This is a genomic window from Haemophilus sp. HMSC066A11 (genome assembly GCF_001811665.1).
GTDB classification, from domain to species: Bacteria; Pseudomonadota; Gammaproteobacteria; order Enterobacterales; family Pasteurellaceae; genus Haemophilus; species Haemophilus influenzae.
Map to the genome: position 1 here is coordinate 195,517 of NZ_KV805866.1, position 15,043 is coordinate 210,559.

At 39.2% G+C, this 15,043-nt stretch carries 13 protein-coding genes; 12 read left to right on the forward strand and 1 reads right to left on the reverse strand.

All coding sequences use genetic code 11. The annotated features are described in order from the left end of the window. The first annotated feature begins 235 nt into the window (after nt 1–235). The 7 genes from HMPREF2813_RS03945 (at nt 236) to nrfD (ending at nt 9,111) form a co-directional block, all read left to right on the forward strand. Nucleotides 236–688 carry a DUF441 domain-containing protein gene (locus HMPREF2813_RS03945; protein WP_005665908.1) on the forward strand — a complete coding sequence of 151 codons (453 nt, stop codon included), beginning with the start codon at nt 236–238 and terminating at the stop codon, nt 686–688. After that, the gene (locus HMPREF2813_RS03950) at nt 689–1,063 is read left to right on the forward strand and encodes a DUF423 domain-containing protein (RefSeq protein WP_005647722.1); all 375 of its coding nucleotides are present in this window, start codon (nt 689–691) and stop codon (nt 1,061–1,063) included. Next, nucleotides 1,060–4,971: an ATP-dependent RNA helicase HrpA gene (gene hrpA / locus HMPREF2813_RS03955; protein ID WP_042593756.1), complete on the forward strand. Its 3,912-nt coding sequence runs from the start codon at nt 1,060–1,062 to the stop codon at nt 4,969–4,971. The genes HMPREF2813_RS03950 and hrpA overlap by 4 nt, the downstream gene beginning before the upstream one ends. Before the next feature lie 251 nt (nt 4,972–5,222). Continuing rightward, on the forward strand, nt 5,223–6,749 hold the full coding sequence (gene nrfA / locus HMPREF2813_RS03960) for an ammonia-forming nitrite reductase cytochrome c552 subunit (protein ID WP_038441381.1): 1,527 nt from the start codon (nt 5,223–5,225) through the stop codon (nt 6,747–6,749). A gap of 75 nt (nt 6,750–6,824) precedes the next feature. Further along, entirely contained in the window at nt 6,825–7,475 is a 651-nt protein-coding gene (gene nrfB, locus HMPREF2813_RS03965) for a cytochrome c nitrite reductase pentaheme subunit (protein ID WP_038441383.1), read from the forward strand. Beyond that, nucleotides 7,472–8,149 (forward strand): cytochrome c nitrite reductase Fe-S protein, encoded by a 678-nt coding sequence (nrfC, locus tag HMPREF2813_RS03970; protein WP_038441385.1) that lies wholly within the window; start codon nt 7,472–7,474, stop codon nt 8,147–8,149. Before nrfB ends, nrfC begins: the two co-directional genes overlap by 4 nt. After that, the gene (gene nrfD / locus HMPREF2813_RS03975) at nt 8,146–9,111 is read left to right on the forward strand and encodes a cytochrome c nitrite reductase subunit NrfD (protein WP_005669842.1); all 966 of its coding nucleotides are present in this window, start codon (nt 8,146–8,148) and stop codon (nt 9,109–9,111) included. Before nrfC ends, nrfD begins: the two co-directional genes overlap by 4 nt. Nucleotides 9,112–9,349: 238 nt before the next feature. Here nrfD and pyrH read toward each other — a convergent pair whose 3' ends face one another. Further along, nucleotides 9,350–10,063: a UMP kinase gene (gene pyrH / locus HMPREF2813_RS03980; protein ID WP_005662848.1), complete on the reverse strand. Its 714-nt coding sequence runs from the start codon at nt 10,061–10,063 to the stop codon at nt 9,350–9,352. 131 nt (nt 10,064–10,194) lie between these two features. Between pyrH and HMPREF2813_RS03985 the strand changes: the two genes are divergently transcribed. From HMPREF2813_RS03985 to rnhB, 5 genes are all read left to right on the forward strand, one after another. Further along, on the forward strand, nt 10,195–11,763 hold the full coding sequence (locus tag HMPREF2813_RS03985; RefSeq protein ID WP_038441387.1) for a phosphoethanolamine transferase: 1,569 nt from the start codon (nt 10,195–10,197) through the stop codon (nt 11,761–11,763). Between the two features lie 117 nt (nt 11,764–11,880). Further along, on the forward strand, nt 11,881–12,285 hold the full coding sequence (gene fabZ / locus HMPREF2813_RS03990; protein ID WP_042599657.1) for a 3-hydroxyacyl-ACP dehydratase FabZ: 405 nt from the start codon (nt 11,881–11,883) through the stop codon (nt 12,283–12,285). A gap of 13 nt (nt 12,286–12,298) precedes the next feature. Next, a complete protein-coding gene (lpxA, locus tag HMPREF2813_RS03995) occupies nt 12,299–13,087 on the forward strand; it encodes an acyl-ACP--UDP-N-acetylglucosamine O-acyltransferase (protein WP_011272366.1) in 789 nt (262 codons plus the stop codon). Between the two features lie 66 nt (nt 13,088–13,153). After that, nucleotides 13,154–14,326 (forward strand): lipid-A-disaccharide synthase, encoded by a 1,173-nt coding sequence (gene lpxB / locus HMPREF2813_RS04000; protein WP_011272365.1) that lies wholly within the window; start codon nt 13,154–13,156, stop codon nt 14,324–14,326. Next, nucleotides 14,319–14,912, forward strand: a complete 594-nt coding sequence (rnhB, locus tag HMPREF2813_RS04005; protein ID WP_011272364.1) for a ribonuclease HII — start codon at nt 14,319–14,321, stop codon at nt 14,910–14,912. Before lpxB ends, rnhB begins: the two co-directional genes overlap by 8 nt. The last annotated feature ends 131 nt before the right edge of the window (nt 14,913–15,043 follow it).

The following is a 15,043-nucleotide window of genomic DNA, read 5'->3' on the forward strand; positions in this document are numbered from 1 at the left end:
TAGTGGGTGTATTGTTTGCAATTTGGGCTAGTGCAAAATGCACCATCAATAAAGAAAAAAAAGGTAAATTTGAAGAATAAATGATTTAAGAATTTTACCGACTAAATAAAAGGGTTCATAATGAACCCTTTTTAACTTTTCTCATTTATCTTTTTCTCAACAACAATGGAAAATAATTTTACGAATTTCTATGCTAGAATATTTACCAAAATTTCCATTTTTTTAACCGCACTTTATGACATTACAACTCAATACCATTGCTCTATTACTAGTGATACTTCTTATTCTTGGCGTATTAAGCAACAACAGCGCAATTACCATTTCTGCTGCCGTATTACTTATCATGCAGCAAACTTTTTTATCTTCTCATATTCCTTTGCTCGAAAAATATGGCGTTAAAATTGGTATCATTATTTTAACCATTGGGGTTTTAAGCCCCTTAGTTTCAGGAAAAATTCAGTTGCCTGATTTATCAGGTTTTCTTAGTTGGAAAATGGCTCTTTCTATTGCAGTTGGAGTGCTTGTGGCATGGCTTGCAGGTAAAGGTGTGCCTTTAATGGGCGAACAACCGATTTTAGTCACTGGCTTGCTTATCGGCACAATTATTGGTGTAGCATTTTTAGGTGGAATTCCCGTTGGCCCACTTATTGCTGCAGGTATATTAGCTTTACTTTTAGGGAAAATTTAAATGAAAAACAAATACCTTACTATTGCCACTTTAAGCGGATTCTTCTGTGTCGCACTAGGCGCATTTGCAGCTCATGGCCTAAGCCATATATTAGAAGCCAAAGCATTATCATGGATTGATACGGGGTTAGAATATCAAATGTTCCATACCATTGCAGTACTTGCCGTTGCATTATCTGCTTTACGTGACAATAAATTCGCCCGATTATCTATGTCTTCTTGGTTAATTGGAATCTTATTATTTAGTGGAAGTTTATACGCACTTGCTTTCGAAGCAAGCAATGTAATTGTATGGATTACGCCTATTGGCGGCACTTTATTTTTAATCGGATGGATTAGCTTAGCTTACGGAAGTTTCAAAAGTAAATCGCTATGAAAAACAGCTCGGTAAAACACACATTAACTCCCTTACAACAATCTCTTTTTTCTCAATTAAATGACATCATGCGGGTGGATCAACGTCGCTTATCCGCCCGCATTCATGGTATTGGAAAAATTAAAAGCCAAGAGGCTCAACAAGCCGTTGCCGCTGAAATCCAACAGCAAATTGAACAAGCTAGATTACGTGTAGAACAACGGAAAAGTGCGGTACAAAATCCGATTGTTTTTCCAGAGAGTTTGCCCGTTAGCCAACGCAAAGTCGAAATTCAAAAACTGATTTCTGAACATCAGGTCATCGTGGTGGCAGGGGAAACTGGTTCAGGTAAAACCACCCAATTGCCGAAAATGTGTTTGGAATTAGGTTTCGGCAATTTAGGCATGATTGGTCATACTCAACCACGCCGTATTGCTGCTCGTTCGGTGGCGGCGCGTATTGCGGAAGAACTGGAAACGGAGCTTGGCGGTTTAGTTGGTTATAAGGTTCGTTTTAACGATCAAATCAGCGATAACACCCAAATCAAATTGATGACTGACGGGATTCTGCTAGCAGAAATTCAAAACGATCGTTTTCTCAATCAATATTCTTGTTTGATTATCGATGAAGCCCACGAACGTAGCCTAAATAACGATTTTATTCTCGGTTATCTGAAACAGTTGTTGCCACGTCGTCGTGATTTAAAACTTATTATCACTTCTGCAACCATTGATGTGGAACGCTTTTCTAAACATTTTAATAATGCACCGATCATTGAAGTCTCAGGCAGAACCTATCCTGTTGAAGTGCGTTATCGTCCCGTAGTGGAGGAAGACGATCAAGATCAGCTACAAGGTATTCTTAATGCGGTGGATGAATTGCAAGCAGAAAGTCGAGGCGATATCTTGATCTTTATGAATGGAGAGCGTGAAATTCGTGATACTGCCGAAGCCTTGCAAAAGCAAAATCTAAAACACACGGAAATTCTACCGCTCTTTGCACGCTTGTCTGCGCAAGAACAAAATAAAATTTTCCATCCAAGTGGCTTAAATCGCATTGTATTAGCGACCAACGTCGCAGAAACCTCATTGACCGTGCCGGGCATTAAATATGTGATTGACCCAGGTACTGCGCGCATTTCCCGTTATAGCTATCGCACCAAAGTACAACGTTTACCGATTGAACCTATTTCACAGGCATCTGCAAATCAGCGTAAAGGTCGATGTGGTCGTGTAAGTGAAGGGATTTGTATTCGTTTATATTCGGAAGAGGATTTTAATTCTCGTCCAGAGTTTACCGATCCTGAAATTCTACGCACCAATTTAGCCTCCGTTATTTTGCAAATGACGGCATTGGGTTTGGATGATATTGAAGCGTTCCCATTTGTTGATGCGCCAGATAAACGCCATATTCAAGATGGGATAAAACTGTTGGAAGAATTGGGCGCGTTTGAAATGGTTCGCACCAAAGCGGGTGAAAAACGCCTATTAACTAGAGTTGGTCGCCAACTCGCTCAACTTCCAGTCGATCCGCGCCTTGCCAAAATGATCCTAAGTGCGGTCAATTTTGGCTGCGTTTATGAAATGATGATCATCGTCTCTGCGTTATCCATTCAAGATCCGCGCGAACGACCACAAGAAAAACAGCAAGCTTCTGATGAAAAACATCGTCGTTTTGCCGATAAAAAATCAGATTTCTTGGCTTTCCTCAATCTTTGGTATTATCTACAAGAACAACAAAAAGCATTGAGTAAAAACCAATTCCGTCGTCAGTGCCAAAAGGATTTCTTAAATTATTTACGCATTCGTGAATGGCAGGATATTTATCATCAAATTCGTTTAACCGTGCGTGAAATGGGCTTACCGATTAATTCCGAAAAAGCAGAATATCAGCAAATTCATACCGCACTTTTAAGCGGTTTGCTTTCTCATATCGGTTTAAAAGAAGCGGAGAAACAACAATATCTTGGCGCACGTAATGCCCATTTTGCAATTTTCCCCAATTCTGTGCTTTTCAAAAAACAACCGAAATGGGTGATGGCGGCAGAGTTAGTGGAAACCTCCAAACTTTGGGGGCGCATGGTGGCAGAAATCGAGCCAGAATGGATTGAGCCACTTGCCGAGCATCTCATTAAAAAATCCTATTCAGAACCGCGTTGGTCGAAATCCCGTGGCGCTGTGATTGCAGATGAGAAAGTCACGCTTTACGGTGTGCCGATTGTGGCTGCGAGACCAGTGAATTACGGAGCTATTGATCCAACGGTAAGCCGTGAGATTTTTATTCAATCTGCCTTGGTGGAAGGGGGTTGGAATACCAAGCATAAATTCTTCAAAGAAAATCAAAGGCTCGTTCAAGAAGTAGAAGAATTGGAACACAAAAGCCGCCGCCGCGATATTTTGGTGGATGATCGCACATTGTTTGAATTTTACGATCAGCGTATTGGCACAGAAGTTGTCTCTCAAAAACATTTTGATACCTGGTGGAAAAAGGCACAGCAAAAAGATCCTGAATTGCTTAATTTTGAACGTTCATTTTTGATCAATGATGATGCGGAACAAGTGAGCAAGCTGGATTTCCCGAATTTCTGGCATCAAGGTAATTTAAAACTCAAATTGACTTATCAATTTGAACCAGGTACCGATGCGGACGGCGTGACAGTACATATTCCATTGCCATTGCTCAACCAAGTGGAAATGACAGGCTTTGACTGGCAGATTCCAGGCTTGCGTGAAGAATTGGTGATTGCGCTGATTAAATCTCTGCCGAAATCTTATCGCCGTAACTTCGTGCCTGCACCTAATTATGCTCAAGCTTTTTTAAGTCGTGCGGTGCCGTTGGAAAAGCCATTATTAGATACGCTGATTTATGAATTGCGTCGTATGACTGGCGTCACCGTAGAAGCGGAACATTGGAATTGGGAACAAATTCCAAGCCATCTGAAAATGACGTTCCGTGTGGTGGATGAAAACGGTAAGAAAATCGCAGAATCCATGAATTTGGATGAGCTGAAATTCAACTTAAAAGATCGTGTGCAGGAAAGTATTTCTGCTGTGGCAGATGATGGCATTGAGCAAAGCAGGCTGCATATTTGGAGCTTTGCAGATTTACCACAATGTTATGAACAAAAACAACGTGGTTTCAGCGTCAAAGCGTTCCCAGCTATTGTAGATGAAAAAGATGCGGTGGGTATCAAACTGTTTGAAACAGAGTTTGAGCAATCGGTGGCGATGCAACAAGGTTTACGTCGTTTGTTATTGCTCAATGTGCCATCACCAATTAAATATCTTCATGAAAAATTGCCGAATAAGGCTAAATTGGGTCTGTATTTTACTCCGTTCGGTCGCGTATTGGATTTGATCGATGACTGTATTGCTTGTGCCGTAGATAAGCTAATTGCCGATTTTGGCGGTTTTGTGTGGGATGAAGCAGGCTTTGAAAAATTGCGTGATTTCGTTCGAGAAAATCTTAACGAAGTGACCGTGGATATTGCGCAGAAAGTGGAGCAGATTCTTACTCTCACTTACCAACTTAACCAACGCCTTAAAGGCAAAATGGATTTCACGATGGCATTTGCATTATCCGACATCAAATCGCAACTTGCAAGTTTGGTGTATCAAGGTTTTGTGCAAAAGAGCGGTTATGATCGCCTACCAGATTTACAACGTTATCTGCAAGCCATTGATAAACGTATTGATAAGTTGGCTCAAGATGTAAACCGTGATCGTGCCGCGATGCTACGCGTGGAACAAGTGCAACAGGCTTACCAACAATTGCTCGCTAAACTGCCAAAATCTAAACCGATTTCGGATGAGGTGGCGGAGATTCGATATATGATCGAGGAATTGCGTGTGAGTTTGTTTGCCCAGCAGTTGGGGACGAAATATCAAATATCAGATAAAAGAATAGCAAATATTATTAGTCAATACTAATGATAATAATACTCAAAATTAAGGCGGTTTTATACCGCCTTAATTTATTTAAAACAACAATATACCTCTTTTTGAGTATTTTAAAAGATAAGCTTGATCAAGCTCAAACTTTAGCATTCTGCGAGTAGAAAAACTTTTTTCTTTTGGTATCTTACGCTTGAATGAAAATATATCTACGTTTTGTATGGATATTAATAATAATTCTCAACTTTCTACTTAACCTTTTTATTACAACAAATGGAGTAATTATCGTGAACGCATTCAAAAAAAGCCTTATTGTGGCAGCGTCTTTCGCGAGTTTAAGCTTATTTAACTCAGCTACTGCTGAGCTTGTATATAAGCCATTAGAACAACCTGTTGAACCCGCAAAACCTGATTTGAAAATTGAATCTGTAAATGAAAAATTTGCAGAAAAATATCCAAATCAATATAACAGCTGGCGTTCTACAGCAAACGGCGATGGCGAAAACATTATTTATGCTGATGAAGAAAATCCGCGCCTAATCGTACTTTGGGGTGGTTATGCATTTGCAAAAGAATATAACGCACCACGCGGTCACTTTTATGCGGTAACAGATGTGCGTAATATTTTACGTACAGGTGCGCCAAAAACTGCAAATGATGGCCCTCAAGCTATGGCATGTTGGACATGTAAAGGTCCTGATGTTCCACGTTTAATCGCGGAATGGGGTGAGAAAGATTATTTCAATGCGAAATGGGCAAAGGGAGGGCCTGAAATCGTGAACTCAATTGGCTGTGCTGACTGTCACGACACAACCTCTAAAGATTTTGCAGAAGGCAAACCTGCATTACGTATTGCTCGTCCACACGTATTACGCGCCCTTGATGCTTTAGAAAAAGCCACTGCTGAAAAAGATAAAGCAGAAGGTCGCCCACACAACAATTTAAGCTTCAACACGGCAGCGCGTACTGAAAAACGTGCAGAAATTTGCGCAAACTGCCACGTTGAATACTATTTTGCAGGGGACATCAAGCAAGTAACTTTCCCTTGGGATAATGGTCAAACCGTAGATGATATTGAAAAATATTATGATGATATTGGTTTCACTGACTGGACTCACTCACTTTCTAAAGCACCAATGTTAAAAGCACAACACCCTGACTTTGAAATTTGGTCTTTAGGTATGCACGGTAAAAATGGGGTAACTTGTGTAGATTGCCATATGCCAAAAGTACAAGGCGCAGACGGTAAAGTTTATACTGACCACCAAATCCAAAATCCATTCGATGCATTTGACCACACTTGTGCAAATTGTCACGATCAAAGCAAAGAAAAATTACGCGATATTGTTACTTCACGTAAAAAAGAAGTGAAAGATGTAATGGGTCGTTTAGAAGACCAAGTTGTTAAAGCTCACTTTGAAGCAAAAGCGGCTTGGGACGCAGGTGCAACTAAAGAAGAAATGGAAGCAGCATTAATGGATATTCGTCATGCTCAATGGCGTTGGGATTACACTGCTGCAAGCCATGGTGGTCATATGCATGCGCCTGAAGTAGTACTTCGTGTATTAGCTTCTGGCTTAGATAAAGTAGCAGACGCGCGCACTAAACTTGCTGTAATCTTAACTAAACACGGTGTGAAAACTCCAGTTCAAATCCCAGATATTTCAACAGCTGATAAAGCGTGGAAAGTAATGGGTATTGATATTGAAAAAGAACGTAAAGCGAAAGAAGAATTCTTAAAAACTGTGGTACCGCAATGGGAGCAACAAGCTAGAGAAAAAGGCTTATTAGTTGATCCACCAACACAAAAATAAATGAAAAATCTACCGCACTTTTAACTGCAACTAGAAAGTGCGGTAATTTTCAAGGTCAAATTTGAGGTAACCCAAATGAATTTAACTTCTTTAATCAACAAATCTGCAAAAGCGTTAGCGTTAAGTGTGGCATTTGTCGCATTGCCGTTTTTGGCTTATGCCGATGATGCACAAAAACCTGCGGATCATTTTACTTATGAACCGCAATTAGATAACCAACGCGATCCAAATCAATATTGTGCTAAATGCCATAAATTCGACAAGGTAGATAAGAACCAAACGCTAGAACAGTCTGGTGGCGAACTCCACTTTGGTAAATTTCACGGCGCACATTTAGATAAGAAAAATCCAAATAACGGTAAAGCAATTACTTGTGTAAGCTGTCACGGTAACATTTCTGAAAATCACCGTCGTGGTGCTAAAGATGTTATGCGTTTTGAAGGGGATATTTTCGGTAATAAAAAACCGATGTATTCAGTTCAAGAACAAAACCAAGTTTGCTTTGCTTGTCACCAACCTGACAAACTTCGTGAAAAACTATGGGCGCATGATGTTCACGCAATGAAATTGCCTTGTGCAAGTTGCCATACTCTTCATCCTAAAGAAGACGCAATGAAAGGTATTCAACCAAAACAACGCGTTAAACTTTGCGTAGATTGCCATGGTAAACAACAAAAACGTAAAGCTGAACAAGATAAACTAACCAAACAAAAGGATAAACAATGACAGTCTGCTCACGCCGAAACTTTGTTTCTGGCATGGGGGCAGTGATCCTTATGACGGGAACATCTTTACCTTCTTTTGCAAAAGAAGACAAGGCGGATAAACCTAAACGTTACGCAATGATACATGATGAAAATGCGTGTATCGGTTGTACAGCCTGTATGGACTCATGTCGTGATGTAAACCAAGTGCCAGAAGGCGTTTCTCGCTTAGAGATTCTACGTAGTGAACCTTATGGGGAATTTCCAAATCAAGAATACGAGTTCTTTCGTCAATCTTGCCAACATTGTACAAATGCACCTTGTGTAGCAGTTTGTCCAACTGGTGCATCTTTTATTGATAAAGAGACTGGCATTGTAGATGTACATAAAGATTTATGCGTAGGCTGCCAATACTGTATAGCAGTTTGCCCATATCGTGTACGTTTTATTCATCCAGTACATCGTACCGCAGATAAATGTAACTTCTGCCGCGATACAAATTTAGCCAATGGTAAACAACCTGCTTGCGTAGAGGCTTGCCCAACCAAAGCATTAACCTTTGGGGATATGAATGATCCAACAAGTGCAGTTTCACGTAAAGTGAAAGAAAAATCAGTTTATCGCACTAAAGTGGAATTAGGTACACAACCAAACTTATATCACATTCCATTCCAACATGGGGAGCCTAGAAGATGACGTTAGATTATCCAGTTCCATTTCATACGCCTAATCTAGTGTGGGATTATACCATTGCGATCTACTTGTTTTTATTGGGGATCTCATCTGGTGCAGTACAGTTAGCAATTGCCTATAAACGCAGTAATAAACTAGAAAATCTAAGCCAAAACTGGATTATTCGATCTGGGGTAATTTTAGGATCTGTGCCAACATTAATTGGTTTAACGCTATTAATTTTCCACTTGACTCGACCTTGGACATTCTGGAAATTGATGTTTAACTATCAATTCAACTCCGTAATGTCGATGGGGGTCATGCTATTCCAAATCTATATGTTATTTTTAGTAATTTGGGGTGTAGTGATTTTTAAAAAAGAAATCGAAGCATTAATTAATCGCTTTATACCAAAACTGCAATTTGTGATGAAACTCATCGGTATTGCAGAACGTATTGCAAGTCCAGTCGAAGTTATTCTTTTCATATTGGCTGCAGTGCTTGGTGCATACACAGGGTTCTTACTTTCTGCATTGATTAGCTATCCAATGTTGAATAACCCAGTATTACCCGCATTATTCTTAGCCTCTGGCACATCATCTGGTATTGCTGCAACCTTCTTAATTATCTTAATTGCAGGAAAACTAAAAGGTGATTCTCACGAATCGCACTTTATCCACAAATTTGAAGTGCCAATTATGGTGACAGAACTTGGTTTGCTTGTGTGTTTCTTCGTTGGCTTACATTTTGGTGGCGGACAAAAAACAGTTGCCTTACATAATGCCTTATCTGGTTTTTGGGGAGCGATATTCTGGGTTGGAGTATTGATTATCGGTATCTTGATCCCATTAATCGCCAATATGTTTGTTAATGACCGTTTAAAATACAATCGTAACTTTATTATCTTGGTGTCAATTTTTGACTTAATTGGGGTATTCTGTTTACGTTTCTTTGTTTTATATGCGGGACAACTCACTGTAGCCTAAACTGACTTTTTATAAAAAATTAATCTGCATTCTAAAAGTTTGATTAACTTTCTCACTTATTAGCGTGCAGATTTTTATATCTAAATAATCCAACTATGAAGACTAAACAGAATTTACGAAAACTTTCATTCCTGCCGTAATGCTTTATTTAAATTAAAAAGACTAAACTCAATGAATTAAAAGTTTAGTCCTTAATTTAATTATGTATTTTCTTTAATATTATTCTTTTCAACATTCACTAACAAATAGTGGTGCCTTCTTCAGTACCAGTCACTACTTGACGTAATGCCCCAGGTTTACCCATATTGAACACTCTAATCGGCATGCCATGATCGCGAGCTAAAGTAAACGCCGATAAGTCCATCACTTTTAATTCTTTATCGATCACTTCTGCATAAGTTAAATTTTTATAAAGTTTTGCATCAGGATTTTTCGCTGGATCACAATCATACACACCATCAACTTTAGTCGCTTTCAACACAACATCAGCTTCAATTTCAATACCACGCAAACAAGCGGTAGAATCAGTGGTAAAGAATGGATTTCCCGTTCCCGCAGAGAAAATGACTATGCGTTTTTCGCGTAACATTTTGATTGCTTCAGACCAGTTATAAGTATCGCAAATACCATTTAATTGGAAAGCGGACATTAATTTTGCGTTCACATCAGCACGGAATAAAGAATCACGCATTGCCAAACCATTCATCACCGTAGCAAGCATTCCCATATGATCGCCCACCACGCGATTCATCCCCGCTTTTGCTAGTTTTGCACCACGGAATAAGTTGCCGCCACCAAGAACGACGCCAACTTCCACACCCATCTCCACTAATTCTTTAATTTCAACAGCCATACGATCGAGAATCGCAGGATCGATACCAAAACCATCTTCTCCTTGTAATGCTTCACCGCTTAATTTCAATAAAATACGTTTATAAATTGGTTGGCTCATTGTTTTTTCCTTCTGGCTTAAAAAAATTGGCTTATTCTATAAAATAACCGCTCAAGAGTGAAGAAGTTAAATATGGAAATTCTGAGTGAAAGGTGGATAATAGCGATATTTTCTTTTCAGGGAAGACAATGATGAACACGAAAAAAACAAGCCAAATTTTGCCCGCACTTTTTGCGGTGATTTGTGCCGCATTCGCGGGTTATTTTATTTTAATCGGTTCTGGGATGTTTACAGAACCAACTGTAGATCTTATTCTGCTTGCGACAATAACTATTCTCTTATTAAGCAGCAGTAAAAAATCCTTCTATTTTATTTTGCTACCTCTTACGTTACTGCATGCTTTTTATACACCTACGGGGCTAAATTTTGGCCCTCCAAGCTATCAATATATCGCCTCGCTTTTCGCAACAGATATATTGGAAACGAAGGAATTTCTATTGCAAATTCCAGTGAGTAGTTACTTAATTGCTTTCGCCATTCCTATTTTGATTTTTCTTCAGTACAAAAGTGCGGTGAAATTTGGCATAAAATTTTATCGTAATAAAACATTTATTGCCTTGGCGACATTGCTTTTTGCTTACAACATGCCGCTTGCTGAACCGATTAAAGAAACGGTAAGTTCCACATTAAAAATTGTAGATGAAGTACAAAAACTAAAACAAATCTCTCAATCTGATAACTGGGGAAAATCAACATTAGAAAATTCACGCTATGATGATTATGTAATTGTACTCGGAGAAAGTGCGCGGAAAGATTACCACCATGCCTACGGTTATCCAATAGAAAACACCCCCTTTATGTCTAACGCTAAAGGCACGTTGATTGATGGTTTTCGTTCAGCAGGAACAAATACCGTCGCCTCACTTCGTCTAATGCTAACCCTTCCTAACAAAGAAAAATGGGAACCAAATTACAGCTTGAGTTTAGTGGATCTAATCAAATCTGCAGGCGTGAAAACTTATTGGCTTTCTAATCAAGGTATGCTCGGTAAATTCGATACGCCCGTTTCATCCCTCGCTTCAAAATCTGATGAAACCTTTTTCTTGAAAAAAGGCGGAAGCTTTAATTCGACTAACTTTAGTGACTTTGATTTATTACCCAAATTCGCCCAAGTATTAGAAAATTCTGTTCAAGGAAAACGTTTTATTGTGTTGCATATTTATGGTTCACACCCAATGGCTTGCGATCGTATCGAAGATTATCCAAAAATTTTTGATGATAAAGATCTTAATCCGAAATATGGTTATTTAAATTGCTATGTGTCGTCTATTAAGAAAACCGATGAATTTTTAAAACGTGTATATGATCAGCTTGAAGAAAATGCGAAGAAAAATCACCGCACTTTCTCAATGATTTATTTCTCAGATCACGGTTTGTGCCACCAACAAGATGAAAAAAACAATATACTTTTGTTCAATCAAAACTGTTTCAGCCGAGAGCACCATAATATTCCGCTATTCAAAATTTCATCAGATGATATGGAACGCAAAGAATATAAGGTGTTTAAATCAGGTTTAAATTTCTTAGAAGGGATTGCAAATTGGATAGGAATTCAAAATCCTCAATTAACGCAAACAGAAGATTTATTTTCTAACGAATCGGATAAAAATGACTTTGGATTGCAAAAACGAATTGATGAAAAATATCGTAAAGATGACGATCCAGCCATTGATATTCGTCCTAAACACGGAGCATATTGAGTACGTTTTATTTTTAGCTATAAATATCGTATAATCCGACAGATTTTATTTGTTTATTTTTTGTAAGGTATCAACGTGTCAGAACAACAACCAAGAGTGATCGAATCAAAAGAAATTATGACTTTATTGCCACATCGCTACCCATTTTTGTTAGTGGATCGCGTATTGGATTTTAAAGAAGGCGAATGGTTAAAAGCGATTAAAAATATCAGCGTGAATGAGCCTTGTTTCACAGGTCACTTCCCAGGCGAACCCATTTTACCGGGCGTTTTAATTTTAGAAGCTTTGGCACAAGCAATGGGCATTTTAGCCTTTAAAACTCTCGAATTAAAAGGCGGCGAACTATTCTACTTTGCAGGTATTGATGAAGCGCGCTTTAAACGCCCGGTGTTACCTGGAGATCAAATGGAATTAAACGTTCAAGTGATTAAAGAACGCCGTGGTATCACTTCATTTACTGGCGTTGCTACCGTAAATGGCGAAATCGCTTGTGAAGCAAAACTAATGTGTGCTCGTCGTTAATTAAGGGGTAAATATGATCCACCCAAGTGCAAAAATTCATCCAACTGCCCTCGTTGAAGAAGGGGCGGTAATTGGCGAAGACGTTTTTATTGGGCCTTTCTGTATTATTGAGGGCAGTGTTGAAATCAAAGCTCGCACTGTATTGAAATCTCACGTTGTGGTACGTGGCGATACCGTGATTGGCGAAGATAACGAAATCTATCAATTTGCGAGCATTGGCGAAGTAAACCAAGATTTGAAATATAAAGGCGAAGCTACAAAAACCATTATTGGTAATAGCAACCGAATTCGTGAACACGTGACAATTCATCGTGGCACGATTCAAGGCTGTGGCGTAACCTCTATTGGCAATAACAATTTATTAATGGTGAATGTTCACGTTGCACACGATTGCCAAATTAAAAATAACTGTATTCTGGCAAACAATGCAACGCTTGCAGGTCACGTAGAATTAGATGATTTCGTGATTGTTGGCGGTATGTCAGCGATTCATCAATTTGTGATTGTTGGTGCACACGTTATGTTAGGCGGTGGTTCTATGGTAAGCCAAGATGTACCACCTTATGTTATGGCGCAAGGCAACCACGCCCGTCCATTTGGCGTAAACTTAGAGGGTTTGAAACGTCGTGGTTTTGATAAACCAACCATGCACACAATCCGTAACATTTATAAAATGCTCTATCGTGGCGGTAAAACACTTGAAGAAGTGTTACCAGAAATTGAGCAAATTGCGGAAACCGATTCAGCGATCAGTTTTTTTGTTGAATTTTTCAAACGTTCAACTCGCGGAATTATTCGTTAATAAAACTTCTTCATTTTCAACCGCACTTTGCACACCAAAGTGCGGTTATTTTTTAGGATAAATTTGATGAACAAAACAAATCCAACCATTGCTCTTGTTGCAGGAGAAGTATCTGGTGATATTCTCGGTGCTGGTTTAATTCGCCAGCTCAAAGCACATTATCCTAATGCGCGCTTTATTGGTATTGCAGGCACAAGAATGTTGGCTGAAGGCTGTAAAACGCTCGTCGATATGGAAGAGCTTTCTGTTATGGGTTTGGCTGAAATCTTGAAACATCTTCCTCGTTTGCTGAAAATTCGTAAAAATGTCATTCAAACTATGTTGCAAGAAAAACCTGATGTTTACATCGGCATTGATGCGCCTGATTTTAATTTGGATGTAGAACTCAAGCTCAAAGCTAACGGAATTAAAACCATTCATTACGTGAGCCCCTCTGTATGGGCATGGCGTCAAAATCGTATCCATAAAATTGCCAAAGCGACCCATCAAGTTCTTGCCTTTTTGCCTTTTGAGAAAGCCTTTTACGATAAATTTAATGTCCCTTGCCGTTTTATTGGACACACAATGGCAGATGCTATTCCGCTCAAACCAAACCGTGCCGAAGCATGCCAAATGCTACAGATTGATCCCGCACAACGCTATTTAGCTATCCTAGTTGGAAGCCGTGGTTCAGAGGTGGAATTTCTGGCTGAGCCTTTCTTAAAAACAGCTTTATTGTTAAAAGAACAATTTCCTGATTTACAATTCCTTGTTCCTTTGGTGAACGAAAAACGACGAATTCAATTTGAAGCCATTAAAGCTAAAATTGCGCCAAATCTAGACCTGCATTTAATTGACGGCAATGCACGACAAGCAATGATTGCAGCTGATGCAACACTTCTTGCTTCAGGAACAGCAGCACTTGAAGCAATGCTTTGTAAATCCCCAATGGTGGTAGGCTATCGAATGAAACCACTGACCTATTTCTTAGCAAAACGTTTAGTGAAAACCGATTATATTTCTTTACCAAATTTGCTTGCGAATGAAATGCTCGTGCCTGAAATGATTCAAGAAGAATGCACGCCAGAATTGCTCGCTGAAAAATTATCTGCTTATCTTTCTGATGATGAAAGTGCGGTAAAAAATCGCCATATTTTAATTCAGCACTTCACGGATTTACACCAAAAGATTCAATGCAATGCCGATAAGCAAGCGGCTCAAGCAGTCATTGATTTATTAGAAGGAACAGAAAATGTTTGAATATCCACAAGGCTATGAATTGATCGCTGGTGTTGATGAAGTTGGGCGAGGCCCTTTAGTTGGGGCTGTTGTCACGGCTGCCGTTATTTTGGATCCGAATAATCCAATTGAAGGACTCGCTGATTCTAAAAAACTTTCTGAGAAAAAACGTTTAGCCCTTGCTGAAGAAATCAAAGAAAAAGCCCTTGCTTGGGCATTAGGTCGAGCTGAAGCTAACGAAATTGACGAGATAAATATCCTGCAAGCCTCCTTGCTGGCAATGACTCGAGCAGTAAAATCTTTAAAAATTCAACCGCACTTTGTGTTGGTTGATGGCAATAAGATCCCAAAAGATTTAGCTATTCCAGCGCAAGCCGTCGTCAAAGGCGATAACCTTGTGGCAGAAATCAGTGCAGCCTCTATTTTGGCGAAAGTGGCACGAGACCAAGAAATGGAAGAATTAGACAAGCAATATCCAGAATACGCTTTTGCCCAGCATAAAGGCTATCCGACCAAATTACATTTGGAAAAATTAGCTGAACTTGGTGCGTTACCGCAACATCGTCGTAGCTTTGCCCCAGTGAAAAAAGCACTAGAACAGTTTTAGAATGCTAATTTGGTTTAACAAAGGCTGTGTTTTAATACTGTGTTAATGCTTTCACTAAAATTTGATGCACATAAACAAAATTTTTTGACTTCTGTGAGTCAAAGAAAACAGGTTAAGAGAGTAATTAAACC